General features: G+C 61.4%; 26 protein-coding genes. 13 read left to right on the top strand and 13 right to left on the bottom strand.

The annotated features are described in order from the left end of the window. Nucleotides 1-4: 4 nt before the first annotated feature. From AQUI_RS0126210 to AQUI_RS0126175, 8 genes are all read right to left on the bottom strand, one after another. Nucleotides 5-1,504, bottom strand: coding sequence for a caspase family protein (locus tag AQUI_RS0126210; RefSeq protein ID WP_027260152.1), 1,500 nt, complete (start codon nt 1,502-1,504; stop codon nt 5-7). A gap of 129 nt (nt 1,505-1,633) precedes the next feature. After that, nucleotides 1,634-1,960 carry a hypothetical protein gene (locus AQUI_RS0126205; RefSeq protein WP_027260151.1) on the bottom strand — a complete coding sequence of 109 codons (327 nt, stop codon included), beginning with the start codon at nt 1,958-1,960 and terminating at the stop codon, nt 1,634-1,636. 2 nt (nt 1,961-1,962) lie between these two features. After that, nucleotides 1,963-2,349 carry a response regulator gene (locus AQUI_RS0126200; RefSeq protein ID WP_027260150.1) on the bottom strand — a complete coding sequence of 129 codons (387 nt, stop codon included), beginning with the start codon at nt 2,347-2,349 and terminating at the stop codon, nt 1,963-1,965. Nucleotides 2,350-2,383: 34 nt separating this feature from the next. Then, on the bottom strand, nt 2,384-3,247 hold the full coding sequence (locus AQUI_RS0126195; protein WP_027260149.1) for a CheR family methyltransferase: 864 nt from the start codon (nt 3,245-3,247) through the stop codon (nt 2,384-2,386). Beyond that, the gene (locus tag AQUI_RS0126190; protein ID WP_027260148.1) at nt 3,244-3,726 is read right to left on the bottom strand and encodes a chemotaxis protein CheW; all 483 of its coding nucleotides are present in this window, start codon (nt 3,724-3,726) and stop codon (nt 3,244-3,246) included. Before AQUI_RS0126190 ends, AQUI_RS0126195 begins: the two co-directional genes overlap by 4 nt. After that, complete coding sequence (locus tag AQUI_RS0126185; protein ID WP_027260147.1) at nt 3,716-5,893, bottom strand: chemotaxis protein CheA; 2,178 nt, start codon at nt 5,891-5,893, stop codon at nt 3,716-3,718. The genes AQUI_RS0126190 and AQUI_RS0126185 overlap by 11 nt, the downstream gene beginning before the upstream one ends. A gap of 1 nt (nt 5,894) precedes the next feature. Further along, nucleotides 5,895-6,269, bottom strand: a complete 375-nt coding sequence (locus AQUI_RS0126180) for a response regulator (protein ID WP_027260146.1) — start codon at nt 6,267-6,269, stop codon at nt 5,895-5,897. Further along, nucleotides 6,266-6,553 carry an STAS domain-containing protein gene (locus AQUI_RS0126175; RefSeq protein WP_027260145.1) on the bottom strand — a complete coding sequence of 96 codons (288 nt, stop codon included), beginning with the start codon at nt 6,551-6,553 and terminating at the stop codon, nt 6,266-6,268. Before AQUI_RS0126175 ends, AQUI_RS0126180 begins: the two co-directional genes overlap by 4 nt. Nucleotides 6,554-6,965: 412 nt before the next feature. Here AQUI_RS0126175 and AQUI_RS0126170 point away from each other — a divergent pair, with 412 nt between their 5' ends. The 7 genes from AQUI_RS0126170 to AQUI_RS0126140 all read left to right on the top strand — a co-directional run bounded on the left by AQUI_RS0126170 (nt 6,966) and on the right by AQUI_RS0126140 (nt 14,663). Continuing rightward, nucleotides 6,966-9,338 (top strand): methyl-accepting chemotaxis protein, encoded by a 2,373-nt coding sequence (locus AQUI_RS0126170; RefSeq protein ID WP_027260144.1) that lies wholly within the window; start codon nt 6,966-6,968, stop codon nt 9,336-9,338. A gap of 165 nt (nt 9,339-9,503) precedes the next feature. Then, nucleotides 9,504-10,448, top strand: a complete 945-nt coding sequence (locus tag AQUI_RS0126165) for a CheB methylesterase domain-containing protein (protein ID WP_051372073.1) — start codon at nt 9,504-9,506, stop codon at nt 10,446-10,448. A 26-nt stretch (nt 10,449-10,474) separates the two neighbouring features. Beyond that, nucleotides 10,475-11,038: a chemotaxis protein CheD gene (locus tag AQUI_RS0126160; RefSeq protein ID WP_027260142.1), complete on the top strand. Its 564-nt coding sequence runs from the start codon at nt 10,475-10,477 to the stop codon at nt 11,036-11,038. A 148-nt stretch (nt 11,039-11,186) separates the two neighbouring features. Further along, a complete protein-coding gene (gene modA / locus AQUI_RS0126155) occupies nt 11,187-11,924 on the top strand; it encodes a molybdate ABC transporter substrate-binding protein (RefSeq protein ID WP_035920617.1) in 738 nt (245 codons plus the stop codon). Next, entirely contained in the window at nt 11,921-12,625 is a 705-nt protein-coding gene (gene modB, locus AQUI_RS0126150; RefSeq protein WP_027260140.1) for a molybdate ABC transporter permease subunit, read from the top strand. The genes modA and modB overlap by 4 nt, the downstream gene beginning before the upstream one ends. Next, nucleotides 12,625-13,710 (top strand): molybdenum ABC transporter ATP-binding protein, encoded by a 1,086-nt coding sequence (gene modC / locus AQUI_RS0126145; protein WP_027260139.1) that lies wholly within the window; start codon nt 12,625-12,627, stop codon nt 13,708-13,710. The genes modB and modC overlap by 1 nt, the downstream gene beginning before the upstream one ends. Before the next feature lie 122 nt (nt 13,711-13,832). Continuing rightward, complete coding sequence (locus tag AQUI_RS0126140; RefSeq protein WP_027260138.1) at nt 13,833-14,663, top strand: bifunctional allantoicase/(S)-ureidoglycine aminohydrolase; 831 nt, start codon at nt 13,833-13,835, stop codon at nt 14,661-14,663. Between the two features lie 51 nt (nt 14,664-14,714). On the opposite strand, the gene bhcR is transcribed toward AQUI_RS0126140, so the two are convergent. After that, nucleotides 14,715-15,548 carry an HTH-type transcriptional regulator BhcR gene (gene bhcR, locus AQUI_RS0126135; protein WP_027260137.1) on the bottom strand — a complete coding sequence of 278 codons (834 nt, stop codon included), beginning with the start codon at nt 15,546-15,548 and terminating at the stop codon, nt 14,715-14,717. Between the two features lie 198 nt (nt 15,549-15,746). On the opposite strand from bhcR, the gene bhcA reads away from it, so the two are divergent. From bhcA to AQUI_RS0126105, 5 genes are all read left to right on the top strand, one after another. Beyond that, nucleotides 15,747-16,937 (top strand): L-aspartate--glyoxylate aminotransferase BhcA, encoded by a 1,191-nt coding sequence (gene bhcA, locus AQUI_RS0126125; protein ID WP_027260136.1) that lies wholly within the window; start codon nt 15,747-15,749, stop codon nt 16,935-16,937. Then, nucleotides 16,937-17,905 (top strand): beta-hydroxyaspartate dehydratase BhcB, encoded by a 969-nt coding sequence (bhcB, locus tag AQUI_RS0126120; RefSeq protein ID WP_027260135.1) that lies wholly within the window; start codon nt 16,937-16,939, stop codon nt 17,903-17,905. The genes bhcA and bhcB overlap by 1 nt, the downstream gene beginning before the upstream one ends. Before the next feature lie 16 nt (nt 17,906-17,921). Further along, complete coding sequence (gene bhcC, locus AQUI_RS0126115; RefSeq protein ID WP_027260134.1) at nt 17,922-19,085, top strand: 3-hydroxy-D-aspartate aldolase BhcC; 1,164 nt, start codon at nt 17,922-17,924, stop codon at nt 19,083-19,085. A gap of 70 nt (nt 19,086-19,155) precedes the next feature. Further along, nucleotides 19,156-20,121, top strand: a complete 966-nt coding sequence (gene bhcD, locus AQUI_RS0126110; RefSeq protein WP_027260133.1) for an iminosuccinate reductase BhcD — start codon at nt 19,156-19,158, stop codon at nt 20,119-20,121. 96 nt (nt 20,122-20,217) lie between these two features. After that, a complete protein-coding gene (locus AQUI_RS0126105) occupies nt 20,218-20,730 on the top strand; it encodes an AmiS/UreI family transporter (RefSeq protein ID WP_027260132.1) in 513 nt (170 codons plus the stop codon). A 63-nt stretch (nt 20,731-20,793) separates the two neighbouring features. On the opposite strand, the gene AQUI_RS0126100 is transcribed toward AQUI_RS0126105, so the two are convergent. The 3 genes from AQUI_RS0126100 to puuE all read right to left on the bottom strand — a co-directional run bounded on the left by AQUI_RS0126100 (nt 20,794) and on the right by puuE (nt 24,209). Then, complete coding sequence (locus AQUI_RS0126100; protein ID WP_027260131.1) at nt 20,794-22,230, bottom strand: uracil-xanthine permease family protein; 1,437 nt, start codon at nt 22,228-22,230, stop codon at nt 20,794-20,796. Between the two features lie 75 nt (nt 22,231-22,305). Then, nucleotides 22,306-22,797, bottom strand: coding sequence for an ureidoglycolate lyase (locus tag AQUI_RS0126095; protein WP_027260130.1), 492 nt, complete (start codon nt 22,795-22,797; stop codon nt 22,306-22,308). Continuing rightward, nucleotides 22,794-24,209, bottom strand: coding sequence for an allantoinase PuuE (gene puuE / locus AQUI_RS0126090; protein ID WP_027260129.1), 1,416 nt, complete (start codon nt 24,207-24,209; stop codon nt 22,794-22,796). Before puuE ends, AQUI_RS0126095 begins: the two co-directional genes overlap by 4 nt. A 150-nt stretch (nt 24,210-24,359) precedes the next feature. Between puuE and uraH the strand changes: the two genes are divergently transcribed. Next, a complete protein-coding gene (gene uraH, locus AQUI_RS0126085; RefSeq protein WP_027260128.1) occupies nt 24,360-24,716 on the top strand; it encodes a hydroxyisourate hydrolase in 357 nt (118 codons plus the stop codon). A 79-nt stretch (nt 24,717-24,795) separates the two neighbouring features. Here uraH and AQUI_RS0126080 read toward each other — a convergent pair whose 3' ends face one another. Beyond that, nucleotides 24,796-25,704, bottom strand: coding sequence for a LysR family transcriptional regulator (locus tag AQUI_RS0126080; RefSeq protein WP_027260127.1), 909 nt, complete (start codon nt 25,702-25,704; stop codon nt 24,796-24,798). Between the last annotated feature and the right edge of the window lie 16 nt (nt 25,705-25,720).

Genomic DNA, 25,720 nt, shown 5'->3' with positions numbered 1-25,720 from the left:
ACTGTCAGCCTTCCAGCCCGTAAGCCTGCCGGATTCCCCGTTGGGTTCCAGGCCCGAAGTCCCCGTCTATGGCGCCGGCGTAGAAATTGTTCTCCTTCAGTTTCTGCTGAAGGGAACGCCGTGTCTGCTGAGTGAACATATTGGGCCGCTCGCTTAGCAGGTTGAGCACATCTGAACTGCCGCTGCGCAGAGCCGCATAAAGATAATGCGCTGAATCTTCCGGACCTTTCGACGGGATCAGACCGTCATCTATCAAGGCAGCGAAGTTAAACTGGGCCTGCGGGTGGCGCAGATCCGCAGCGCGTTCAAAGAAGGTCAGGGCTTTTTTCGGATTGGCAGGCAATCCCAGCCCGCCCTGGTAGTGCAAGAAGCCAAGGTCATTGATCGCATCCGCAAAATCCTGAGCCGCAGCAGCCTGGTACAATTCCAACGCCTTGGCCGGGTCCGTTGAGACACCTGTGCCGCGTTCATAAAGCTTGGCCAGTTCGAACTGCGCCTCTGGGGAGCCTGCATCCGAAGCGCGCTGCAGAAAGCCGACCGCCGCGGCTGGATCAAACCGGCCCTCATTGGGGTTCAGCCGGATATAGGCCAGGCCCAGCATCGAGCGGGTATCGCCAAGATCCGCCAGCGCCAGCAGCTGCTCTTCCTGGTCTGGTTTCAGCGCCGCCCAGGCCTCGGAGGCATCTGCGACCGTGAGCGGCGCATCATTTTTGCCCGGGCCGGCCAGATAGAAAGGCACGCCTGTCAGTGAGCCATAGGTATGCGGTTCCTGCAGATTGGCAGTGTTTTCCATCACCCGGTCGCGCACCTGACGGAACATCAGGCTGATCTCCAGCCCTGGCTGCACCATTTTTTCTATCAGCGCAGTGGCATAGGGCGAATTGCTGCCGGAGCCGTCCAATGCCACCTGGCCGTCCTTGGCAGCAAAGGCCACCAGGGTGCCGCGGTCCGGATCGGCTGCTGCCATGCCGCCGCCGCCGCGGGTTGCGGCAGTTGTCTCGGCGGCTTCATTGCTGCTTTGTCCCAGCGCAATGGAATCGCGCAGCGGGTTGTTGCGGCAGCTGTCGAGGATCACAATCCGCATCTTGCGGGCCCGGTCCACTGCCGCTAGCAGTTGCTTCAGCGACAAGGACTGGCGCTGCACATCGCGGTTGCTGGCCACCTGGGCATCTGCCGGGATCAGAAAATTCTCGCCCTGCACTTCAATCCCGTGGCCGGCGAAATAGACCAGCGCCAGATCGGCCACTTCGGAACGGAAGGTGAAATCCTCCAGCAATTGCACCATATCGGACATGCCGGGATCCAAGGCGAGGCTGACGTCAAAGCCGATCCCTTCCAGCGTGTCCGCCATTGCCACGGCATCGTTGCGGGTGTTCTCCAGCGGCGGCAGGTACTGGTAATCCGCCACGCCGATAACCAGCGCAAGGCGGTCGCTTGCAGCCTGTGCACCCGCTGCAACAAGCAGGCAGGCTGTGAAAATCAAAGGTTTGATGAGGCAAGACATGCGGATACCCGGGCTGGCAGTTTCAGCTATGGCCCAATGTAGTCCGCTGCAGCAGCAAAGAAAAAGGAAATTCGCCGCTGCTGATGGTGATAACACGGCCCCGCCCGGGTCGGGCGGGGCCGCTTGATTTCAGGTGCTTGCCAGGCTGCCTGCGGCGCGCAGCCGCTCGCGCAGCTTTTCAAGGGTGACCCCGGCCGCAGCGGCCGGCAGATCGGCAGGCCCGGATTCATCAACCTGCGCCTGCACGCGCTTGTAGAAACCGGAGAGCCCGGACAGAGTCTGGATCACCAAATCAAAGTCCTGCAACGAGCGCAGCTCCTGGCTGGTTGGGGCGGTGCCGCGTTCCAGCACGTCCAGGACAACGTCTTCCAACGCTTGCATCTGGCTGCGCAACTGCTCCATCTCCCAGGCCGAAGCGGCGCATAATTCGCCTAGGGCTTTGTCGGGGCGTTCCATGGTTATAGCCGCCCGACAACCTGCTCGATGGCCTGTTTCATCGTGGCCACCGTGAACGGCTTTCGGACAATATTGTTCAGACCCAGCTGTTTGCCCATCTGGATCATTTCCGGAGTCGGTTTGCCGGTTACCAGAATGAAACCAACCCGCTGGGTCACTTGATGGCCGCGCACTGCCTGCAGCAGCCCCAGCCCGTCCATGCCCGGCATGTTGTAGTCCGACAGCACCAGATGCACAGGTGTCTGGGTCAGCTTCTGAAAGGCGGATTGGCCGGCATTCTCGACCATGTAGTTCTTGATGCCGATCTCATCCAGGCTTTGTGTGATGATCCCCCGGCTTGTCGACATGTCGTCAACGACCATAACGCGGAGAGAGTCTTTCAAGCTCATTTTTTCTTTCCTTCTGCTCTGCTTGCAGCCGCGGTCAGGTGTTCCTGCCTGCGGGTGAGTTGACATAAGTGGTGATCCCGGCCGTCTTCAGCTGCTGCGCCGCCGGGCCTGACATGCGCTCGGAATGACCGATGAAGAGATAACCGCCCGGGTTCAGGGCATTTTGGAAGGCGCTCCAGACCTTCTGCTGGGTCGGGTTGTCGAAATAGATCGCAACGTTCCGGCAGAAAATCGCATCGAACCTGCCGCGGAACGGGAAAGGTTCGATCAGGTTCAGCACCCCGAAAGTGATCAGCTTGCGCAGACTTTCGGGAAAGCGCCCGTCGGGATCGCGTTTGGGCACCAGTTTGCTGTATTTTGCATCGATCTGGGCCAGCTCGTCTTCGGGGTATTTCGCCGTCTGGGCATGCTGCACCACAACCGGGTCGATATCCGTGCCCAGGATCTTGAAATCCAGCTGTGCCGCTTCGGGACAGATGTCCAGCACCGTCATGGCAATCGAATAGGGCTCTTGCCCGTTCGAGCAGCCCGCCGACCACAGCCGCACCCGGCCGCCGCGGCGCGCCTGTTCGATCAGCGGCGGCAGCACGTCGTTGCGCAGCGTCTCGAAATGGTGCGGCTCCCGGAAGAAATGGGTCACATTGGTGGTCAGCAGCGACAGCAGCCCGCTGCGTTCCTGGTCGGCATTCGGGCCGTCCAGGCTGGCAAGGTAATCCTTGAACTTGGTGATGTTGCGCTGGCGCAGTTTGCGGGCCAGGCGCGAAGACACCAGGGGCTTTTTGCTGGCCGCCATGGCCAGGCCGAAGTGTTTATGCGCGAACTGCGCAATGGCTTCGAATTCCTGATCCGACAGCGAAAAGCTCTCTGTGTTGGGGGAGATGGAACCTTCTGCGCTCACGGCATCACCTGCTCCGGAGCTGAGATCACCGCATCGAGATTGATGATGCGCACCATGGTGTCATCATGCGAGATGATGCCCTGGATGTACTCCATCGTGTTGCGGCTATCGACTGGCGGGGTATCCTGGATGTCGTCCGGATTGATCGAGATGATCTCGGAGACCGACTCGGCCAGCAAGCCAACCGGCTTGCCATGCACTGAAACGACGATGACGACGTTGCGCTCGCTGGCTTCGGTTTGCTGCAGGCCGAAACGGGCGGACAGATCGTAGATCGGGATCACCGCACCGCGCAGGTTCATCACCCCCAGCACGTCGGCCGGAGCATGCGGCAGGATCGTCACCGGCGACCAGCGCCTGATCTCGCGAATTTGGGTGATCTTCAGGCAGAAGGCCTGCCCGGCCACGGTGAAGCTGACAAACTCGCTGTGTTCAGCGTGTTTCACTTCCTGATCGGTTTGCTTCGCTTCAGCTTGCATTGCTCATTCTCCGCTCGGTGTCAAAGGCGGCCGCTGTGGGCGAGGCCGCAATGATGCTTTCAGGGTCCAGGATCATGGCGATCTTGCCGTCGCCAAGGATGGTTGCTGCGGCAACGCCGGCGATTTCCCCGCAGACGCCGTCCAAGCTTTTGATCACCACCTGGCGCTGGTCGTGGATGTCATCCACTGCCAAGGCGCAGCGCTGGCCGGTTTCGGTTTCCACCAGCAGGTAGACGCCGGCCTGCTGGTCGCTTTCGCGGTACAATCCAAGGCTGCCGGCAACGTCGCAGATGGGCACGAAGTTGCCGCGGATCGACAGCAAGGTGCCGTCGGCGCCGAGGCTGTTGATCATGTCATCGCTGCCGCGCATGGTTTCGACGATCGAGGTAATCGGCACCACCATGGTCTGGTCGGCAACCGACACTACCATGCCGTCCATCACCGCCAAGGTCAGCGGCAGAATGATGGTGAACGTCGACCCCTTGCCGGGTGTGGAGGAAATATTGATGCGGCCGCCTAGGCCGGTCACCGCATTTTTCACCACATCCATGCCCACACCGCGGCCGGAGAGGTTCGACACCTCCTTGGCGGTGGAGAAACCAGGCGCGAACAGTAGATTGTCGATCTCGCCGTCAGTCAGCTCGGCATTTTCCGGGATCAGGCCCTTCTCAATGGCGATCTGCTTGACCCGCGGGCGGTTCACACCGGCGCCGTCATCCTTGATTTCTATGCAAACGCTGCCGGACCGGTGGGAGGCCGAAAGCTGGATTTCCCCAACCTTGGATTTCCCGGCGGCTTCCCGGTCCTCAGGTTTTTCAACGCCATGGTCGACCGCATTGCGCAGAATATGCGTCAGCGGGTCGGACAGCCGCTCGATTACGGTCTTGTCCACCTCGGTGTTTTCACCCACATTCACCAGCTTACAGGTTTTTCCTGTCGCAGCCGAAGCTTCACGCACGATCCGCGCCATACGCTGGAACAGCGGTTTCACCGGCTGTGCACGGATGGCCATGACACCTTCCTGGATGTCGCGTGCGAGGTTTTTGAAGCCTTCCAGCTCCGTTTCAACGTCCCGCGTGTCAGAGACGTCGAGGTTGGCGATTTGCTGCGCCAGCATCGAATGGTTGATGATTAGCTCCCCGACAGCGTTGATCAGCCGGTCCACCCGCTCGAGTTCGACACGGAGCGTGGGCTTGGGACCGCCACGCTGCTCCTGCTTGCCGCTCTCGGCTTTCGGGGCCGATGCCTTTTCTTCGGCAGGTGCCGGCTTGGCTTCGGGTTCTGGTGCGGGGACCGGCGGCTCAAAAGGGACTGCGGGTGCCTCTCCCTCTGCTGCGTCCGCTGCCGGCGGCGCGGGAGGCGCATCCGGTGTGCTGAACATAGCGTCCAAAGCGGCCAGCGCATTGGCTTCCGCTTCAGCGTCGCCTTCGCCGTCGATCGACAGTTCGCAAAGACCTTCGACAAACTCGAAGACAGCCTCGACCATCGACCGGGAGTCCTTGGTCACCAAGGTGATGTCCCAGGCCAGGTAGCTTTCGCTCATGTCCATGGCGTCAAAGCCGGGCAGCTCGTTTTCGTCAAGCTTCACGGTCAGATCGCCCATGTCCTTAAGCGCCTGGAACAGGAAGAACGGCTCATTGCCGGTACCGTACATTTCCTTCAGCGGCTGGAACCGGATCCGGTAGGTTTCCTCCTGCGGCTCTGCCGGTGCTTCCGGCACAATGCCAAGATCGGCCACCGGCGCCGGAGCGCCAAGTCCCATCGGCTCGAAAGTGAGGTCTTCCTCTTCTTCGGGTATGTATTCATCCAACGCTGCCAACAGCGTATCATTGTGCGCTTCGTCAATCTCGCCACCGTCCCGGGCGACTTCGACCAGCGCCGACAGTTGATCGCTGGAGCGCAGCAGCAGCTGGATCAGCTTTCCGTCCAGCTCCATCCGGCCGGCGCGCACCTCGTCAAACACGGTTTCAAACCGATGGGCAAAGGCCACCAGGTCGTCCAAGCCAAAGGCCCCGGCTCCGCCTTTGATCGAGTGCACGGCGCGGAAGATTGCATTGACTGTCTCAGGGTCGTGATCGCCTCCTTCGATGGCGGTCAGCCCCTCATCCGTTGCTTCAAGGAGCTCTTCGCACTCCTCAAAGAAGGTATCCTGAATCGAACCCGACATCTTAGGCCGCAGCTCCTGTCACGCGCTTGAGAGCGAAGATCAGAGAGGCATCGTCAAACGGCTTGGTGATCCAGCCGGTGGCGCCGGCGCCGCGGGCGCGGGATTTCAGCTCAGGCGCGCTTTCAGTGGTCAGCACCAGGATCGGCACCTTGGAATTTATTCCGGTGCCGCGCAGCTCCTCGATCACGCCGAAACCGTCAAGGTTGGGCATGTTGATGTCGGTGATCACAACGTCCGGATCCACATCCGGGTACATGTCCACACCTTCACGGCCATCGACCGCGCAGTGGTATTCAAATCCGGCCTCTTCCAGGGTCGCGGCCAGAAGATTCCGGATGGTGCGGGAATCGTCGATTGCCAGAACTTTGGTTTTCATGCTGTTTCCTCGTCTTCAAAACGGTTGGGCTCCAGCCCCAGAAGGGTCAGGGACTTGCGGCAGGGTTCGGTGATGTTGGTGACTGAGAAGCCCACCCCCTCGGACCGCCACTGCTGCTCTGCACCGAGCAGGAGCTGCAGACAGCGCGAAGGCATCAAGGCAACACCGCGGCAGTCGACTTCGACTGCTTTGGAGCGTGCCCCTTGAAGAAAGGCGATCAGCGGATCCAGCTCCGCGAAGGCGTTGGGCAGATCCAAAATGTGCTTTTGCGTTTCCGTAGTCATTGTCGGCGATTCGCACCCCCGTTGTCGGCGATCAGTTCGAGTTTGATGATGCAATTGATATGCGGCGGGCCTTAACATTTGATTGCCGGTTCACCCGTGTGGAGGGGGATTCATAAGGAGCTCGGGTGCAATTTTGCCGTGGAAATCCCCTCAATTTTTATTCGTGCTGCCGGAGATGGGGAATCACCTGCGGGCCGCAATCATTGAGGGGTGCAATCTGCGTGCAGCCTGCGCGTGTATCTTTACCCAGCCTTTACAGAGTGACGCTTTTGCGCAGCAGAATTCAGCACCTTTTTGCGTTGTCACAAGGAGGATCCGCGCCTCCGTAAGCCGCAAATTAACATATGCGGCACATCCTGAGAGACATCATCTTTTGCGGGAGCCTAGACCGCAATGCTCTTAGGAGGACGGAATGAAAGCGCTAAAATCGCTCAAGCTGGCACACAAATTGCCGCTGTTTATTGTTGGGTTCGGTGTTCTGGTGACGGCGATTCTCGTCACGATCAGCACGATCAGCTTCCAGAACAGTGCAGAAAAAAATGCCGAAGACCAGTTCCGCTCCATGGTGGCTGACCGGAAGTATTCGGTACAGACGCTGTTGGATGGAATTCATGCGGATGTGCAGACACTGGCGGCCGTGCCGTCGACTGCTACCGCGATCGAATGGCTGACGATGACTTGGAACGATCTGGACGGAAATCCGGGGCAGGTTCTGCGTCAGGCCTATATTGACGATAACCCGAATCCGCTCGGACAGAAACATCTGCTAGCGCGTGCAAAGGGTGACTCGCCTTACCACATGCATCACGAAAGCTTTCACCCGGCGTATAAGACTCTGATCGAAAGCAAGGGTTACTATGATGCTTTCCTGATCAATCTGGCCGGGGACATCGTTTATTCGGTGTTCAAGGAAAGTGATTTCGGAACCAACATGATGACCGGTCAGTATAAAGACTCCGGCCTGGCAATAGTGTACCGCTCTGCCTTGGAAGGCAGCCGCGGCGAGGTGTTTTTTGCCGACTTGGAGCCCTATGCGCCTTCTGCCGGCGCAGCCGCGGCCTTTGCTGCGGTGCCGGTTGTAAACGACGCCAATTTGACGGTCGGCGTGCTGGCGGTTCAGATTCCGGTGGATTTGCTGGGAGCCATTGTCAACAATGAACAAGGCTTGGGGCAGACTACCCAGATCTACCTGGCAGGTTCTGACATGAAAGCGCGGACCAGTTCACGGTTTGAAGACGGGTTTGAAGTACTTTCTCAATTGCCTTCGACGGAGCAGGTGACAACAGCCTTTGATGGTGAATCCCATGTGCAGAAAGGCGTTCCGGGCCTGAACGGGCATCCAGTGCTCGCCTATTCCGAGCCGCTGCCGCTGGAATTCGCAAACTGGGCCATCATTGCCGAACAGGACTGGGCCGAATTGATGGCTCCGGCAGTCAAGAAACGCAACATGCTGCTTCTTGCCTCAGTGATCTGCGCGGCCGGCATGTCCTTCTTCGGCTGGCTGTTCGCCCGCTCCATCACGCGGCCGATCGACCGGATCTGCAACAATATGGAAGCCGTGTCGTCCGGTAATCTCGACACCGATATCGAAGCCGCAAACCGCAGCGATGAAATCGGCAAGATCGGCAAAACCCTTGTTTCGATGCAGGACGACCTGAAACTGGCCCGTGCCGCAGAAGAGGAACGCGCAGAAATGCAGCGGCAGCAGCAAGATGTTGTCGAAAGCCTGAGCGCCGGGCTTATGCAATTGGCCGAAGGCGACTTTTCCCAGCCGATCAAAAACGCGTTCCCACAGGAATACGAACAGCTGCGGGAGAACTACAACAGCACGGTCAGCAACCTCAGCTCCACGGTCCGGCAGGTGGTTGAAGCTTCGGGGAGCATCCGCAATGGCGCCGCTGAGATCAGCCAGGCGTCGGACGACCTGTCGCACCGCACCGAAAGCCAGGCCGCCACGCTGGAACAGACAGCTGCGGCTTTGGATGAGCTGACTGCGTCGGTGAAATCCGCCGCCGAAGGCGCCCGCAGCGTTGAAAGCACCATGGCCGAGGCCCGGACCGAAGCGGAAAACAACCGGGAAGTTGTGCAAAGCGCCGTGTCCGCGATGACCGAGATCGAGCAGTCCTCAAACCACATCTCGCAAATCATCTCGGTGATTGACGACATCGCCTTCCAAACCAACCTCCTGGCGCTGAACGCCGGCGTTGAGGCGGCGCGGGCCGGCGAGGCGGGCAAGGGATTTGCTGTGGTTGCCTCTGAGGTGCGCGCCTTGGCGCAGCGGTCCTCGGATGCAGCGATGGAGATCAAGACGCTGATCGGTGACAGTTCCAAACAGGTAGAGCGTGGCGTCGATCTGGTCGGCAAGGCCGGCGAGGCGCTGCAAAGCATCGTCGAGCAGGTCACCCATATCTCGCAGCTGGTTTCCGGCATTGCCGAAGGCGCGGCCGAACAGTCAACCGGCTTGCACGAGATTAACACCGGTGTCACCCAGCTGGATCAGGTGACACAGCAGAATGCGGCGATGGTGGAAGAAGCCACAGCCGCCGGGCACATGCTGAATACGGATGCCGGCAAGCTGTCCGAACTGGTCGCCCATTTCCGGGTGGCCGGCGGCAGCGCAGCACCCGCTCCGGCCCGTGCTGCCGCTTCAGCGGCACCCGCTCCCGCGGCCAAACCTGCGCTCTCGGCACATGGCGAGGCAGACTGCGAGATCGAGGCCAGTCCGGTGCCAGCCGCCGCGGCTGCCAGCGGCAACGCCGCGCGCGATCTCTGGCAGGACTTTTAAACACACACCGAATGCGCCGCGGCCCAGGCTGCGGCGCATTTATATATGTCAACCTATGCCTGCAATTCTGAGGGCATTGCAAATTGACTGGGGATCCCATTGTCTTCGCGAAACTTATTGATCATTACCACTGACCGCAGCTTTGCCAGGAATTTGCAAAGCTACATGGAATCTGCCTATCCCGGCATGAAGGTTCTTTTGGCCAACAATCTGATGATGGCCTACAATCAAGCAGAGGCCGCACAGCCGGTTTTTGCTTTTGTGGAAGATGGTTTTTCCAAACTGCCTGAGTTCGAAATGATGATGGCGCTGTTTTCCGCCATGGATACCCGATGGGTGGCTGTTATGGACACTCAAGGCGCGACGCCGGCCAGAAAATCCTCGCCGCTGCTGGATGTCGGGGCGGGCATCTTCGAACTGACGAAAGCGGATCATCCCAGCCAGTTTGCCCAGTATTTTGACATGATGATCAATGCGCCGCGGCGCAGCGCCCGTGCGGCCCCGGGTGCATCCGCTGCCCGGCCCTCTGCCGCAACAGCTGCCAGTAAGAAGCTGATCCTGATCGGGTCTTCTACCGGCGGCGTCGAAGCCTTGCGCAGCATTCTGGTCGGATTTCCCTTTGACTGCCCGCCGACGCTGATCGTGCAGCATACCGGCAAGAATTTCGGATCCGGCCTGGTATCGCTTCTGGACCGGCTGTGCCCGGCGCGGGTGCGTGCTGCTGAAGATGGGACCGCGCTGGAGCCGGGCCATGTCTATATTGCTGCAGGCCAGCGCCGTCATATGGGTTTAAGCAGCCGTAAGCCGCTGCGCCTGCGGATGAAGGAAGGGCCTGATATTTCCGGTCATACTCCGTCTGTTGACGCTCTGTTCACCTCTGCCGTGCCATATGGAAAGGAGGTTGTGGCCACCATCCTGACCGGCATGGGCCAGGATGGCGCCAGGGGGCTTCTGGAGTTGCGCAAGGCCGGCGCGAAAACATTTGCCCAGGACGAAAAGTCTTCGGTTGTATACGGGATGCCCAGGGTTGCCTGGGATATCGGCGCCGCACAGCAGCAGGTGCCGCTGCCGCGGATGGCCAGCACTCTGCTACAGGCAAGCAAGGCCTGAACACACTACAGGAAGGAACCAAAACATTGACCACTGTTTTCGCCAACTCGAAGTCTGTAACGGTTCTGCAGGGGGAATACCGGGTGGCCACAGATCCGAAGATCGTGTTTTCAACGGTGCTCGGCTCATGTATCGCAGCCTGCATTTACGATCCGGAAAATGGTGTGGGCGGAATGAATCATTTTCTGCTGGCCAATGCCCGCCAGGGCGGCGCAGCCAATGCCCGTTACGGCATCCATGCGATGGAACTTCTGATCAACGGCGTCCTGAAGAAGGGGGCGATCCGCTCCAATCTGAAAGTCAAAGTGTTCGGCGGCGCCAAGATGTCCGCAAACCTGTCGGACATCGGCGCAGCCAATGCCGATTTTGTGCAGCGGTTCCTGCGGGATGAAGGCATCCCCTGCATCTCTTCCAGCGTTGGCGGCACCTCGGCCCGCCGGGTGCGGTTCCATGCGTGCTCCGGCGCAGCCCAGCAGACCCATGTTAAGGACGACCGCAAGCTCGGCGAACTGGAACAGCGCGCAGCCGCCCGGCCTGTTCCGGCCCCGGCTCCGGCAGGCGGAAGTGCAGGTGCGGTCGACCTTTTCTGACTTAGGCTGCCGGCAAGGAACAGCTTGGGCATCCGAAATTTTGTTTGCCCGTGCCTGCCTGCAGAGGTAGGTCCTAACAGTGATGACGACAATCCAGGCTGCAGTTTTGACATTCCTGGTTCCGCTTGGAGCCTGGCGGGGCCTTTTGATGCCTGTTGCCTTGCTTTTGGGCTTGGCATCCATGGTGCAGGCGCAGATCACCGTCTTCGCGGCTGCCAGCACCAAAACGGCACTGGATGAGGCCGCTGCTGCCTACATGGCTGAAACCGGCCGGGCCGCCGTGTTGTCCTACGCGGGTTCACCGGCTTTGGCACGGCAGATTCAGCTTGGCGCCCCGGCGGATGTTTTCATTTCAGCCAATCCCGGCTGGATGGATGTTTTGCAGCAAGACAGGCTGATTGTTCCTGCCTCACGGTTGGATCTTCTGACAAACCGGCTGGTTCTCATCGCACATGGAGCAGGTGCCGCGCCGCTGGATCTGGAGACCGCCGACCTGGGCGCGCTGCTGGGGGAAAGTCGGCTTGCCATGGCGCTGGTCGATGCGGTGCCGGCCGGGATCTATGGCAAAGCCGCGCTGGCCGCGTTGGGGCAATGGCCCTCCGTTGCGTCCAAAACCGCCCAGGCCGCCAATGTGCGCGCCGCCCTGGTGCTGGTCGCATCGGGCGAAGCGCCAATGGGCGTGGTCTATGCCACGGACGCAGCCGCAGGCAGCAATGTCACAGTGGTTGCGGTGTTTCCGCAGGACAGCCATCCTCCGGTCATCTACCCCGCCGCGGCAATCTCAAGCGGCAATGCGGCTGAGGCCCAGACCTTCTTAAACTACTTACGCAGCCCGGTGGCCCGCGGCATTTTTCTGCGCCACGGGTTCGGAGTGTCTGACCCGTGAACGCTGAGGCTGCATGGCTGGGTCCCGAGGAGTGGCAGGCAGTGATGCTGTCACTGCGGGTCTCGTTGTGGGCAACACTGGCCGCGCTGCCACTGGCGGTGTTTGTCGCCTATGCGCTGGCGCGCTGGCAGTTTCCCGGCAAGCAGCTCCTGAACAGCCTGGTGCATCTGCCGCTGATCCTGCCGCCGGTCGTGACCGGCTATCTGCTTTTGATGGTATTCGGCACCAAGGGACCGGTCGGAGGTGCGCTGCAGCAGATCGGTATTGTTTTTGCCTTCCGCTGGACCGGGGCAGCGCTGGCCGCGGGTATCATGGCCTTTCCGCTGATGGTGCGGGCGATCCGCTTGTCGGTTGAGGCGGTGGACCCCAAGCTGGAACAAGCTGCCGCGACGCTGGGTGCATCTCGGGCGTTATGTTTTGCCACCGTTACCTTGCCGATGATCCTGCCTGGCCTGATTGCCGGCACAGTACTGGGGTTTGCCAAGGCGATGGGGGAATTCGGGGCCACAATCACCTTTGTTTCAAGCATTCCGGGACAGACGCAGACCCTGCCGTCGGCGATTTACACTTTCCTGCAGGTGCCGGGCGGTGAAAGCGCTGCGCTGCGGCTGACGCTGGTGTCGATTGCCATCGCATTGATTGCGCTGCTGCTGTCAGAACTGCTGGCGCGCAGGGTTGCTGACCGGGCTGGGGGGCGCTGATGCTGACTGTCTCGCTGCGGCATGCGCTGCCGGGGTTCGGGCTGGATGTGCAATTCGAGGCGCCACCAGGCGTCACCGTGCTGTTTGGCCGTTCCGGAACCGGCAAGACAACAGTGATACAGGCGGTGGCCGGCCTGTTGCGCCCGGATCAGGGGCGGGTGGCACTGGACAGTGAGTTGCTGTTTGACACCACCCAGCGGCACTGGCTGCCGCCGCACAAGCGCCGCATGGGCTATGTGTTTCAGGAGGGCCGGCTGTTCCCGCATCTGACGGTGCGGCAGAACTTGGCGTTCGGGCAATGGTTCGCGCCGAGGGATGCCAAGCGAGAGAGCCTGGACCGGGTTGTGGAGCTGCTGGGCATTGGCCCTCTGCTGCAACGGCGGCCGGGTCTGCTGTCAGGCGGCGAGAAGCAGCGGGTGGCACTTGGCCGGGCGCTGCTGTCGGCGCCGCGGATGATCCTGGCGGATGAGCCGCTGTCAGCTTTGGATGAGGCGCGCAAGGCGGAAATCCTGCCCTATTTTGAGCGGTTGCGCGACGAGATCGGCATTCCGATGCTTTATGTCAGCCACTCTGCAGCGGAGGTGGCACGGCTGGCCACCACGGTTGTGGTGCTGCAGGACGGCAAGGTGCAGCGGCAAGGAACCGCGGCGGAGGTGCTGGGCGACACTGCCGTCATGCCCGCAGGGGTTCGGGCCGCCGGGGCGCTGCTGGAGGCACGTGTTGCCAGTCATCACAACGACGGGCTGACAGAACTCGACGCGGGCGGTGTACTGCTGTTCCTGCCGCAGATCGCAAAAGCTGTGGGCAGTGTGGTGCGGGTCAGGATCTCGGCGCATGAGGTGATCCTGTCACGCCAGCCTCCCGAAGGTCTCTCGGCGCTCAACATTCTGCCCGGCACGATTGAGCATGTCCGCACTGGCGGCGGTCCGGGGGCCATGGTCTCGCTGCAAACGCCCGCCGGGCGGGTGCTGGCCCGGGTCACCCGGCGTTCTGCCCAGGCCTTGGGGCTGGAGGCGGGAGTGGAGTGCTTTGCTGTGGTCAAGACCGTGTCCATCGCGCCAGAGGATATCGGCGGGGGCGGATAGGGCAGCCCGCGTCTTCAAAAATACCAAAACAATCCTTCAAGCATTCTTGATACGGAATTAAGTTCGGTTGCGTGGCCCAGGCAGTTATCAAAGTGGCAGCAGTTCAGCAGGAAAGGCAGCCCATGACTAAACGATCCTATTACGCACCGGAAGGCGGGCTGCCGCCGCAGACCCAGCTGCTGACCGACCGCGCGATGTTCACCGAAGCCTATGCGGTGATCCCCAAAGGCACGATGAGTGACATCGTGACAAGTCTGCTGCCGTTCTGGGACAAGGCGCGGTTCTGGGTGCTGTCGCGCCCGCTGTCCGGATTTGCCGAGACGTTTTCGCAGTACATCGCAGAGGTGCAGCCTGGCGGTGGCAGTGATCGTCCCGAAACCGAAGCAGGCACCGAGGCGGTGCTGTTTGTGGTGCAAGGTGCGATGACCCTGGCCGTTGATGGCGCTATGCATGAAATGGAGGAAGGCGGCTATGCCTTCCTGCCGCCGCATGCCAATTGGAGCTTGCGCAACAATGGCGATGCGCCGGTCCGGTTCCACTGGATCCGCAAGGCTTATCAGCCGGTTGCAGGTCTGGACGCGCCGGAAGCATTTGTCACCAGCGACAAACACGTCGATCCGACCCCGATGCCGGAGACCGAGGGGAAATGGGCGACGACCCGCTTTGTGGACCCGAACGATCTGCGCCACGACATGCATGTGACCATTGTCACCTTTGAACCCGGCGCAGTGATCCCATTTGCCGAAACCCATGTGATGGAACACGGGCTGTATGTGCTGGAAGGCAAGGCGGTTTACCGGCTGAATCAGGACTGGGTCGAGGTGGAAGCCGGAGATTACATGTGGCTGCGCGCCTTCTGCCCGCAGGCCTGCTATGCGGGCGGACCGGGCAAATTCCGCTATCTGCTGTATAAAGACGTCAACCGGCACATGCCGCTGGCGCCGCTGCGTTGAGCGGCGGGGGAGCGCCCGGCCCGAATATGTGCCCGGACGCTTCCCGACTGTTCAGCCGGGCGGAGTTTCCACAGCTGCGGGCGCGCCCAATCCATACGAAAGTTTTTCTGCGGCGTCCTTCACCAGGGCGCCGATGCCGTTGATGCCGCCGTCCGGCATCCGGGCGGTGGGGCCGGAGATGGAAATCCCTGCCAGCACCTCACCCTGCATGCCAAAAACTGGGGCGGCAACACAGCGCATCCCCGGTGCTTTTTCTTCATCGTCGAACGACCAGCCGCGGCTTCGGATCTGCGCCAAATCAGCGCGCAGGGCTTCCGCGGAGGTCAGGGTTTTTTCCGTGAACCGTTCCAGTGCCTGCCCCCGCAGGAAACGGGTCAACTGATCCTCTCCGAAACAGCTGAGCAGCGCCTTGCCGATGCCCGAAGCGTGCATCGGTGAAGTGGTGCCGGGCGGGAAAAAGGCGCGGATCGATTCATGGGTTTCCACCTGGCTTACGAACATCACGTCGCCGCCGCGTTCGATGCCGAGGTTGGAGGTCTCGCCAGTGGCCTCCATCAGCTCCCGCATCACCGGCCGCGCCCTTTCGATCACGCTGGAGCGGCGCAGGAAGGCAGAGCCGAGACGGAACGCCATCGCGCCGATGTGCCAAGTCTGGCTTTGCGGCTCCACTTCGACGATCTGGCGAACCTCCAGTGTCGATAGCACCCGGTACATGGTGGCGGCCGACTGACCCAATGCAGAGGACAATTCCGTCAGCGTCATGCCGTTGGCAGCGGCCAGCGCGTCCAATACATCCAGCGCCCGGTCCAGCGATTGGATCGTGGCTGGCTGGCTGGCGGAATCAAAGCTCTTGGGGCGGCCTTTCCGGCGTGGTGGTTGGGGCATTTTTAGGTCTTCCAAGGCAATTCAAGCAGCAGCTTATGAATAAAACTGAAAATCACTTCTGTACAGTGAAAAAACACAAACCATTATTTTTAAAGTAATTAACCGTTCTGTTTGGATTTTTGAAAGCTTTTTTCAAAAAAATTCCCCTGCGCAGCACGGCCCTTTACAGTGACGGAAATCGCCACAGGAGGGCACGACATGAGCTTTCAAAATCCGGTTTTCATCCCCGGTCCGACCAATATGCCCGAAGTACTGCGCAAGGCAGTGGACATGCCGACGCTGGACCACCGCTCGCCGCTGTTCGGCCAGATCCTGCACCCGGCGCTTGCCGGTGTGAAAAAAGTTCTGAAAAGCGAAACCGCTGAGATCTTTGTGTTTCCGTCGACCGGAACCGGCGGTTGGGAAACCGCGCTCACCAACACGCTGAGCGCAGGCGACAAGATTCTGGCCGCGCGTAACGGCATGTTCAGCCACCGCTGGATCGACATGTGCCAGCGCCACGGGCTGAATGTGCAGGTTGTCGAAACCCCCTGGGGCGAAGGCCTGCCTGCAGACCGTTACGAGGAAATCCTGACCGCCGACACATCCCACGAGATCAAGGCGGTTCTGGCGACCCACAACGAGACCGCAACCGGCGTGAAATCCGACATCGCCGCCGTCCGCCGCGCGCTGGATGCGGCCGGCCACCCGGCATTGCTGTTTGTCGATGGCGTCAGCTCGATCGCCTCGATGGATTTCCGGATGGATGAATGGGGCGTCGATATTGCCGTCACTGGTTCGCAGAAGGGCTTCATGCTGCCGCCGGGCCTGGCCATCGTTGGCTTCTCGCCCAAGGCGATGAAGGCGGCGGAGACCGCGACCCTGCCTCGTACCTTCTTTGATATCAAGGATATGGCCGCGGGTTACGCCAACAGCGCCTATCCCTACACGCCCTCTGTCGGTCTGCTGAACGGGTTGAACATGGCCTGTGGTATGCTGCTGGACGAAGGGCTGGAGAATGTCTTTGCCCGCCACCACCGGATTGCCGAGGGCGTCCGCGCTGCGGTCCGGGCCTGGGGGCTGGAGCTGTGCGCCGTGTCGCCGGACGTCTATTCCGACAGCGTCAGCGCCATCCGCACGCCGGAAGGGTTCGACGCCAACAAATTCGTGAGCCTGGCGGCCGAGAAATACGGCGTCGCCTTTGGCACCGGCCTGGGCGAGGTCGCGGGCAAAGTGTTCCGCATCGGCCACCTGGGCAGCCTGACCGACGTGATGGCGTTGTCGGGCATTGCGACCGCCGAAATGGTCATGGCCGACCTGGGGCTGAACATCCAGCTGGGCTCCGGCGTGGCAGCTGCACAGGATTACTACCGCGGTAATACCGGCGCCAGCGCCAAGGCCGCCGCGTAATGAAGGATACCGTTATGTATATCCCCACTTACGAGGACATGCTGGCCGCGCATGAGCGAATCCAGCCGCATATCCGCCGCACGCCGGTGCGCACCTCAGCTTACCTGAATGAGCTGACCGGAGCCGAGCTGTTCTTCAAGTGCGAGAACTTCCAGGAGCCGGGCGCCTTTAAGGTGCGCGGCGCCAGCAACGCGGTTTTCGGACTGGATGAGGCGCAGGCCGCCAAGGGCGTGGCGACGCATTCCTCGGGCAACCATGCCTCCTGCCTGTCATACGCGGCGATGCTGCGCGGCATTCCCTGCAACGTGGTGATGCCGCGCACCGCGCCGCAGGCCAAGAAGGACACCGTGCGCCGCTATGGCGGCAAGATCACCGAATGCGAGCCCTCCACCACCTCGCGCGAGGAGACATTTGCCAAGGTGCAGGCCGAGACCGGCGGCGATTTCGTGCATCCCTACAATGACCACCGCGTCATTGCGGGGCAGGGCACCTGCGCCAAGGAGTTCGTCGAACAGACCGATGGGCTCGACATGGTTGTGGCCCCGATCGGCGGCGGCGGCATGATCTCGGGCACCTGCCTGACGCTGTCCAATCTGGCGCCGGAAACCCAGGTGATCGCGGCAGAGCCGGAGCAGGCCGACGACGCCTACCGCAGTTTCAAGGCGGGCTACATCATCGCCGATGATGCGCCCAAGACAATCGCTGACGGGCTGCTGGTGCCGCTGAAAGACCTGACCTGGCATTTCGTCTCGGGCCACGTGAGCGAGATCTACACCGCGTCCGATGCCGAGATCATCGACGCGATGAAACTGATCTGGAAGCACCTGCGCATCGTGATGGAGCCGTCCAGCGCGGTGCCGCTCGCCGCCATTCTGAAAAACAAGGACGCCTTCGCGGGCAAACGCGTGGGCTTGATCGTCACCGGCGGCAATGTCGACCTCGACAAGCTGCCCTGGATGAACAGCTAAACTGGGGAATAAAACCATGAACGCACAGACCAAATTCGAAGAGCTTGAAGTCGGCTATGACGTCCCGGCGATCCCGGGCATGGACGAAGCCGACATCCAGACCCCTGCGCTGGTCCTCGATCTGGACGCGCTGGAGCGCAATATCAAAAAGATGGGCGACTATGCCAAGGCGCACGGCATGCGCCACCGGGTGCACGGCAAGATGCACAAGTCGGTGAATGTGGCCAAGCTGCAGGAAGAACTGGGCGGCGCGGTTGGCGTCTGCTGCCAGAAGGTCTCCGAGGCGGAAGTCTTTGCCCGCGGCGGCATCAAGGATGTGCTGGTCTCGAACCAGGTCCGCGACCCGCAAAAAATCGACCGTCTGGCCCGCCTGCCCAAGCTGGGCGCCCGCACCATTGTCTGTGTCGATGACATCGACAACGTGGCCGACCTGTCGGCGGCGGCGCAAAAGCACGGCACCGAGCTGGAAGTCTTTGTCGAGATCGACTGCGGCGCGGGCCGCTGCGGCGTGACCACCACCGAAGCAGTGGTTGAGATCGCCAAGGCGGTGAACGCGGCCGAGAACCTCAAATTCTCCGGCATCCAGGCCTATCAGGGCGCGATGCAGCACATGGACAGCTATGAGGACCGCAAGGCCAAGCTGGACATCGCCATTGCCCAGGTCGCCGATGCAGTTGAGGGCCTGAAGGCCGAAGGCATCGAGTGCGATCTGGTTTCCGGCGGCGGCACAGGCTCCTACTACTTCGAGTCGAACTCGGGTGTTTACAACGAGCTGCAGTGCGGCTCCTACGCCTTCATGGACGCGGATTACGGCCGCATCCTGGACAAGGACGGCAACCGGATCGACCAGGGCGAATGGGAAAACGCCTTCTTCCTGCTGACCCAGGTGATGAGCCACGCCAAGGCCGACAAGGCCATCGTGGACGCGGGCCTCAAGGCGCAGTCGGTCGACAGCGGCCTGCCCTTCATCTTCGGCCGGGAAGACGTGGAATACATCAAATGCTCGGATGAGCACGGTGTCGTTGCCGACCCGAACGGTGTGCTGAAAGTCGGCGAAAAGCTGAAGCTGGTGCCCGGTCACTGCGACCCGACCGCCAACGTGCATGACTGGTACGTCGGCGTGCGGAACGGCAAGGTTGAAACCGTCTGGCCGGTCTCTGCCCGCGGCAAAGCCTACTAAGAACGATCCCCGAACTGGCGGAGGTGCGCATGCCGCCCTCCGCCGGCTTTTTTGTTGAGGAGAAACAGACATGTATATCGTTCCGGAAAAGGCGATTGCGGACCTGGTGACCCGCGAAGCCTCGTTCGACGCGGTCGAGAAGGTCTTTGCCGCGATGGCCGCAGGCGATGCTTACAACTTCCCCGTCGTGCGCGAGGCGATCGGCCATGAAGATGCGCTTTACGGCTTCAAGGGCGGCTTTGACCGCGCAGGCCTGACCCTTGGGCTGAAGGCCGGCGGCTACTGGCCGAACAACCTGGAAAAGCGCGGGCTGATCAATCACCAGTCCACCGTCTTCCTGTTCGACCCCGACACCGGCAAGGTGAAGGCAATGGTTGGCGGCAACCTGCTGACCGCGCTGCGCACGGCAGCGGCGTCCTCGGTGTCGATCAAGCACCTGGCCCGCCAGGACGCCAAGGTGATCGGCATGATCGGCGCCGGCCATCAGGCCAAGTTCCAGCTGCGGGCCGCCTTGGAGCAACGCAGCTTCGAAAAAGTGATCGGCTGGAACCTGCACCCCGAGATGCTGCCGAACCTGCAGGAGGTGGCAGATGAAGCTGGGCTGCCCTTTGAAGCGGTTGAACTGGACGGTATGCGCGAAGCGGATGTGATCATCTCGATTACCTCGTCCTTTGATGCGATCCTGAAGGCGGATCAGGTCAGCCCCGGCACGCACGTCGCCTGCATGGGTACCGATACCAAAGGCAAGCAGGAAGTCGATCCGCAGTTGCTGGTCGCAGCAGACGTGTTCACTGATGAGGTCGCCCAGTCGGTCTCCATCGGCGAGGCGCAGCATGCAATTGCGCAGGGCCTGATCCAGAAGGGCGACGTGGCCCAAATTGGCGCGGTCATCAACGGCATCAACCCGGGCCGCACCTCGGACGACCAGATCACCTTGTTCGACGGCACCGGCGTCGGCCTGCAGGATCTGGCCGTCGCGGCCTCCGTAGTTGATGTGGCGGTTGAAAAAGGCATCGCTATCGAGGTCGATTTCTAAGTCCCAGCCAGAAACACATTCTGCAAATATCCGCATAGCGGAATGGCAGGAGAGAGGTGTACCTCTCTCCTGTTTTTTCTTTGAGGGACTCCAAACATGTTTCTGGGATTGAGCCTGCTGGTGGTCGGCGTGGTGCTGTGCCTGAACGGCGTCTGGCAAGCCGGCCGGATCCAGGACCGGGAAATCATTCTGATCAATGCGGTCGCGGCTCTGGTGTTCTTTGCCATCATTCTGCTGATTGCCCTTGATGCCCGGCAGCCGGCAGACCTGTTGGATGCGGGCATGACCCTGCTGTTCGGTACCACCTATCTGTGGGTTGCCTACAACCGCGCGGTTTCCTCCAGCGGCGAGGGTCTGGGCTGGTTCAACGGGTTTGTGGCGCTGACCGCGGCGCCCATGGCGTTGCGGGTGCTGGCGCAGGCGGAGGGGTTATTCGATGTCTGGCTGGCCGCCTGCTGGGCCGCCTGGTCCGGGCTCTGGTTCCTGTATTTTCTGAACCTCGCGCTCAGGCGCGGAAACCCCCGGCTGACCGCCATGGCAACTCTGTTGTGCGGGATCTTCACCGGCTGGCTGCCCGGTCTGGTGGTTTTACACGGGCTGACTGGCTGAGGCCGCAACGAAAAAGCCGGCCCATCAAGGGCCGGCTCTTGCTTTCAATTCATGCAGCTTGCGTCAGGCGCGGTCCTCATGCGGCAACGACCCGCGGCCGTGGCCGCTTAGCCCGCCGGAGACTTCCTCAGTCGCCTCACCCGTCAGTTCCTGCGGCAGCAGCAGGTTCAGAACGATGGCAATCAGCGCCGCCGGCAGCAGGCCGCTGGTCAGCAGGATGCGCGCGGTGTCCGGCATGTGCTGCAGTGCGCCGGGTTCCAGCTGCAAGCCAAGGCCGATGGACAGGGAGATCGCAAAGATCACCATGTTGCGGCGGTTCCAGTCCACGTCCGACAGCATCGACACACCAGCCGCAACCACCATGCCGAACATCACGATCACACCGCCGCCCAGCACCTCGATCGGCACGGTGCGGATCACCGCGCCCACTTTGGGCACCAGGCCGCAGACGATCAGGAAGATGGCACCGCAGGTCACAACATGGCGGCTCATCACCCCGGTCATCGCGATCAAGCCGACGTTCTGGCTGAAGGAGGTGTTGGGGAAGGCGCCAAAGAAGCCGGCAAAAGCGGTGCCCATACCATCGGCGTAGGTCGCGCCTGCAATTTCCTCCTCGGTCGCCTCGCGGCCTGCGCCGCCCTTGGTCACACCGGAAACGTCACCGACGGTTTCAACCGCAGAGACAAAGCTCATCAGGCAGAAGCCGATGATGGCGGCGGCGGAGAACTCGAAGCCGTATTTGAACGGCTGCGGCAGAGCAAAGGCGGAGGCCCCGGACCAGGAGCCGGAAATCGCCTCGAAGGTCAGCATGCCGGTCATCAGCGCATAGACATAACCCACGATCAGACCCAGCAGCACGGCAGAGACCGAGAGCATCCCCTTGGTGAAGAACTTGAGGCCCAGGGTCACCAGGATTACCACCAGCGCCGCCGACCAGTTCAGCAGCGAGCCGTATTCCGGCGTGCCGATGGCTGGAACACCGCCCGCGGCATATTGGATGCCGACCTTGACCAGCGCCAGGCCGATCATCGTCACCACCAGACCGGTGACCAGCGGCGGCAGGGCAAAGCGGATCCGGCCGATCACCGTGCCGAGCAGACCGTGGAAGATGCCGCCCACGATGACGCCGGTGAACAGCGCGGCCAGCCCGTCCACTCCCTTGCCCGCAACCAGCGGGATCATGATCGGCAGGAAGGCAAAGGAGGTGCCCTGCACGATCGGCAAGGCAGAGCCGACCGGCCCCAGGGTGATGGTCTGCAGCAGCGTCGCAATACCGGCAAACAGCATCGACATCTGGATCAGATACAGCAGCTCCGGGAAATCCGGCGAGTTGGAGCCGAAGCCGAACCCGGCGGCGCCGGCAACAATGATCGCGGGTGTCACGTTCGAGACGAACATCGCCAGCACATGCTGGATGCCCAGCGGGATCGCCTTGTGCAAGGGCGGGGTGTAGTTGGGATCGCGCAGCTGTGCCGGCGACCCAATGGAAGTGTCAGCCATGAGGTCGTTTCTCCTGTCGGTCATGGGGATCTCGCCGCTTCTTGCTATTTTTCGAGCGGCTTCAGAGTGTTGCGGTCAGTCTGAGACCACTGTGAAAGGCTCCTTGAACCAATGTTCTTCAAGGTTCGGCGTGGTGCCGATACGGTCAACCACGATGTATTGCCCGGGCGCGCCCAGCGGGGCGAGTACCCCGTGCCAGGTGCCGCGGTGCAGGTTGATGGACTGGCCGGGCTGGCTGATGAAGGCTTTCAACTCAACCGGGACACCGCCTGCGTCTTCTGCGACAACAACCAGCATCGGCACGCCGCTGACCGGCACAAAGGCCTGGCTGCCGTCAGGATGGCGTTCCACCATGTCCACCTTGTGCGGCAGGTGGCGGGCCCGGGCGTCGAACAGGCTGATGCCCGCCCCCCCGTCCTCGCCGAAATCGAGGCGGGCGCGGTCGTGGTGACGGCCGCACATGCCCTGATTGATCAGCTTGTCCGGCGCACCTGCGACCTCGATCACATCGCCATAGGGCGCAAAGGCTTCGGCGGTCAGCGGCACGGCGGTCAGCAGCCGGCTCATGGCAGCAGATCCTGCAGCCGGAACTGGGCAATGCGCTCGACCTGGCGGCAGGCCTCGTCGAACTCAGTCGCCCGGTCGTTGGTGATCCGGCGGTTGAAGGCCTCCATGATCGACGCCTTGTTGTGGTCGCGCACTGCGATGATGAAGGGGAACCCGTGCTTCTCCACATACTCGGTGTTGAGCCGGGTGAAGGTCTCGCGCTCCTCGTCGGTCAGCATGTCCAGCCCGGCACTGGACTGTTCCGAGGTGCTCTCAGCGGTCAGGCGCCCGGCGGCGGCCAGCTTGCCTGCCAGATCAGGGTGCGCGGTCAGCACGCCCAGGCGCTCTTCTTCACTGGCGGAGCGGAAGATACGGCACAGCGCGTTGTGAACACCGGCGGCACAGTCATGCGCCGGACCCAGCTCCAGATCAAAGGCGCGGTCGGCGATCCAAGGCGAGTGCTCGAAGATCGAGCCATAGCTGGACACAAAGGCCGCGCGGTCCATCCGGCTGAGGCGCAGGTGCTTTTCGGGCGCATGGGTTGCGGCCCAATGTTCGGCAATGTCGATGCGGCGCGGGCACCAGACATCCTCGAAACCCTGGATATACTCAATAAAGCGCTTCAGGCCCGCGATCTTGCCCGGACGGCCCACCAGACGGCAGTGCAGCCCGATGGTTATCATCTTCGCAGCACCGGCTTCGCCTTCGGCGTAGATCACGTCAAAAGCATCCTTCAAGTACTGAAAGAAATGCTCACCCGTGATCCAGCCCGGCGAATTGGCGAAGCGCATGTCGTTGGCTTCCAGCGTGTAGGGAATGATCAACTGATCACGCCCGCCGGTTTCCAGCCAATAGGGCAGGTCGTCGTCGTAAGTGTCTGAGATATAATTAAATCCGCCTTCCTCAGCCACCAGCCGTACGGTGTTGGCGCTGCAGCGCCCCGTGTACCAGCCGCGCGGGCGGTCGCCGGTAACTTCGGTATGAAGACGCACAGCTTCGGCAATGGCGGCGCGCTCCTCCTCCTCTGTCATGTCCTTGTGCTCGACCCACTTCAACCCGTGGCTGGCGATTTCCCAGTCCGCGTCCTTCATCGCCTGCACCTGCTCGGGCGAGCGGGCCAGCGCGGTGGCGACGCCGTAGATGGTCAGCGGAATGCCGGCGCCGGTGAACAGCCGGTGCAGCCGCCAGAAGCCGGCCCGCGACCCGTATTCATAGACCGACTCCATGTTCCAATGGCGCTGGCCGGGCCATTGCACGGCGCCGGGAATGTCGGACAGAAAGGCCTCGGAGGCCGCATCCCCATGCAGGATGCAGTTCTCGCCGCCTTCTTCATAGTTGAGCACGAATTGCACGGCGGCTTTGGCCCCATTGGGCCACTGCGGGTCGGGTGCGGCAGCACCGTATCCGCGCAAGTCACGGGGATAGCGCGTCACGTCAGGTCTCCTGTCTTTTTATTATGTATAGAACAGACAATCCCGTTCAGCTTTCAGTATATTTTTGAAAGAACTTTTTGACTCTTCCTTCTGTATGCACTGGGCTGAACAGCGCATACTTTAAGTCAACAGAATTGAATGGAGGCTGGCATGACCGGATTTCTGACCACCCATGTGCTGGACACTGCCCGCGGCTGCCCGGCGGAAGGGCTGAAGATCGACCTTTACCGGATCGAAGGCAACGAACGCATCCACCTGCGCAGCCTGACCACCAATGACGACGGGCGCACCGATGAGCAGATCCTGCCTGCAGGTGAATTCGCAACCGGCACCTATGAGCTGGTGTTCCACGCCGGCGGCTATCTGCACAACACTGGCCAGGCGGGCGCGGACCCGCTGTTTCTGGACGAAGTGCCGCTGCGTTTTGGCATAAGCGAGGCTGACAGCCACTATCACGTGCCGCTGCTGCTGTCGCCCTACGGCTATTCCACCTACCGCGGCAGCTGAGCCGCACTTCCCAAGATACCTCTCCTCCCGCTTGGCACCTGCCGGCGGTTCCCGTCCCAGGAAACTGGGGCGGGCTTTTTCATTCTGAGGGGAGGGATGCCTGGATGTGGTCTACTATGAAATCCATGAACAGCCGCACCTTGGGGTCCTGGTGGCGGCGGTGGACATAGAGACAGGCCATCTGAATCGGGATCGGCGGCTCCTCTGCCAGCACTGGCACCAGCCGGCCCGAGGCAAGGTGTTCTGAAATCTCGAAAACCGGTTTCAGGATGATCCCATGCCCCTCCAGCGCCCAGTTGGTCAGCACGTCGCCGTGATCGGATTCAAACGGCCCGGTGACAGTCACCCGCTTAACCCCGTCCTGGCTGCGCAGCGGCCATTGGAACTCCGGCGCGCCGGGGTAGCGCAGGTTCAGGCAGTCGTGCGCCTCTGTCTTCAACTCGTCGCTGCTGGCAGGCTGGCCGCGGCGTCTGATATAATCCGGTGAGGCACACAGCACCCGCGCACAATCGGCAATCTTGCGGATCCGCAGGTTCGAATCCTCCGGCACTCCGAGGAAAAACGCTGCATCCAGCCCCTCGGCCGCCAGATCCAGCTTTCGGTCCGACAGCCGCAGGCGGATCGAGATCAGCGGATAGGCCTCGTTGAACTTCGGCACTGCCGGCGCAATCAACCGCTGCCCCAACCCTAATGGAGCCGCCACATACAGGGTGCCGCGCGGAGTTTGGGTGACGCTGCTGATGTCAGCCTCGGCCTCATCCACGGCCTCCAGGATCTTGACCGCGCCGTGATAAAACAGGTTGCCCTGCTCAGTCGGATTGAGCAGCCGCGTGGTGCGCTGGAACAGCCGCACGTTCAGATGATCCTCCAGCTGCGAAATCCGCGAGGACGCCACGGCTGCCGAAATCCGCATATCCCGGGCCGCGGCGGACATGTTGCCAAGTTCGTAGACACGGACGAAGGTACGGATGTTGTCGAGATAGGCCATTCAAGTATTCTTTGTG

The sequence above is a fragment of the Leisingera aquimarina DSM 24565 genome, assembly GCF_000473165.1.
GTDB lineage: Bacteria > Pseudomonadota > Alphaproteobacteria > Rhodobacterales > Rhodobacteraceae > Leisingera > Leisingera aquimarina.
This window is presented reverse-complemented; position numbering and strand designations above follow the sequence as displayed.

Coding starts and splice junctions, on each gene's coding strand:
- bhcR (WP_027260137.1), bottom strand. CDS start 15,548: ATGCCCCAACCACCACGCCGGAAAGGCCGCCCCAAGAGCTTTGATTCC.
- modC (WP_027260139.1), top strand. CDS start 12,625: ATGCTGACTGTCTCGCTGCGGCATGCGCTGCCGGGGTTCGGGCTGGAT.
- AQUI_RS0126180 (WP_027260146.1), bottom strand. CDS start 6,269: ATGAAAACCAAAGTTCTGGCAATCGACGATTCCCGCACCATCCGGAAT.
- AQUI_RS0126205 (WP_027260151.1), bottom strand. CDS start 1,960: ATGGAACGCCCCGACAAAGCCCTAGGCGAATTATGCGCCGCTTCGGCC.
- AQUI_RS0126170 (WP_027260144.1), top strand. CDS start 6,966: ATGAAAGCGCTAAAATCGCTCAAGCTGGCACACAAATTGCCGCTGTTT.
- AQUI_RS0126185 (WP_027260147.1), bottom strand. CDS start 5,893: ATGTCGGGTTCGATTCAGGATACCTTCTTTGAGGAGTGCGAAGAGCTC.
- uraH (WP_027260128.1), top strand. CDS start 24,360: ATGACCGGATTTCTGACCACCCATGTGCTGGACACTGCCCGCGGCTGC.
- AQUI_RS0126095 (WP_027260130.1), bottom strand. CDS start 22,797: ATGAGCCGGCTGCTGACCGCCGTGCCGCTGACCGCCGAAGCCTTTGCG.
- AQUI_RS0126080 (WP_027260127.1), bottom strand. CDS start 25,704: ATGGCCTATCTCGACAACATCCGTACCTTCGTCCGTGTCTACGAACTT.
- AQUI_RS0126100 (WP_027260131.1), bottom strand. CDS start 22,230: ATGGCTGACACTTCCATTGGGTCGCCGGCACAGCTGCGCGATCCCAAC.
- bhcD (WP_027260133.1), top strand. CDS start 19,156: ATGTATATCGTTCCGGAAAAGGCGATTGCGGACCTGGTGACCCGCGAA.
- AQUI_RS0126140 (WP_027260138.1), top strand. CDS start 13,833: ATGACTAAACGATCCTATTACGCACCGGAAGGCGGGCTGCCGCCGCAG.
- AQUI_RS0126105 (WP_027260132.1), top strand. CDS start 20,218: ATGTTTCTGGGATTGAGCCTGCTGGTGGTCGGCGTGGTGCTGTGCCTG.
- bhcB (WP_027260135.1), top strand. CDS start 16,937: ATGAAGGATACCGTTATGTATATCCCCACTTACGAGGACATGCTGGCC.
- AQUI_RS0126175 (WP_027260145.1), bottom strand. CDS start 6,553: ATGACTACGGAAACGCAAAAGCACATTTTGGATCTGCCCAACGCCTTC.
- AQUI_RS0126210 (WP_027260152.1), bottom strand. CDS start 1,504: ATGTCTTGCCTCATCAAACCTTTGATTTTCACAGCCTGCCTGCTTGTT.
- bhcC (WP_027260134.1), top strand. CDS start 17,922: ATGAACGCACAGACCAAATTCGAAGAGCTTGAAGTCGGCTATGACGTC.
- bhcA (WP_027260136.1), top strand. CDS start 15,747: ATGAGCTTTCAAAATCCGGTTTTCATCCCCGGTCCGACCAATATGCCC.
- modA (WP_035920617.1), top strand. CDS start 11,187: ATGCCTGTTGCCTTGCTTTTGGGCTTGGCATCCATGGTGCAGGCGCAG.
- AQUI_RS0126200 (WP_027260150.1), bottom strand. CDS start 2,349: ATGAGCTTGAAAGACTCTCTCCGCGTTATGGTCGTTGACGACATGTCG.
- AQUI_RS0126190 (WP_027260148.1), bottom strand. CDS start 3,726: ATGCAAGCTGAAGCGAAGCAAACCGATCAGGAAGTGAAACACGCTGAA.
- AQUI_RS0126165 (WP_051372073.1), top strand. CDS start 9,504: ATGGAATCTGCCTATCCCGGCATGAAGGTTCTTTTGGCCAACAATCTG.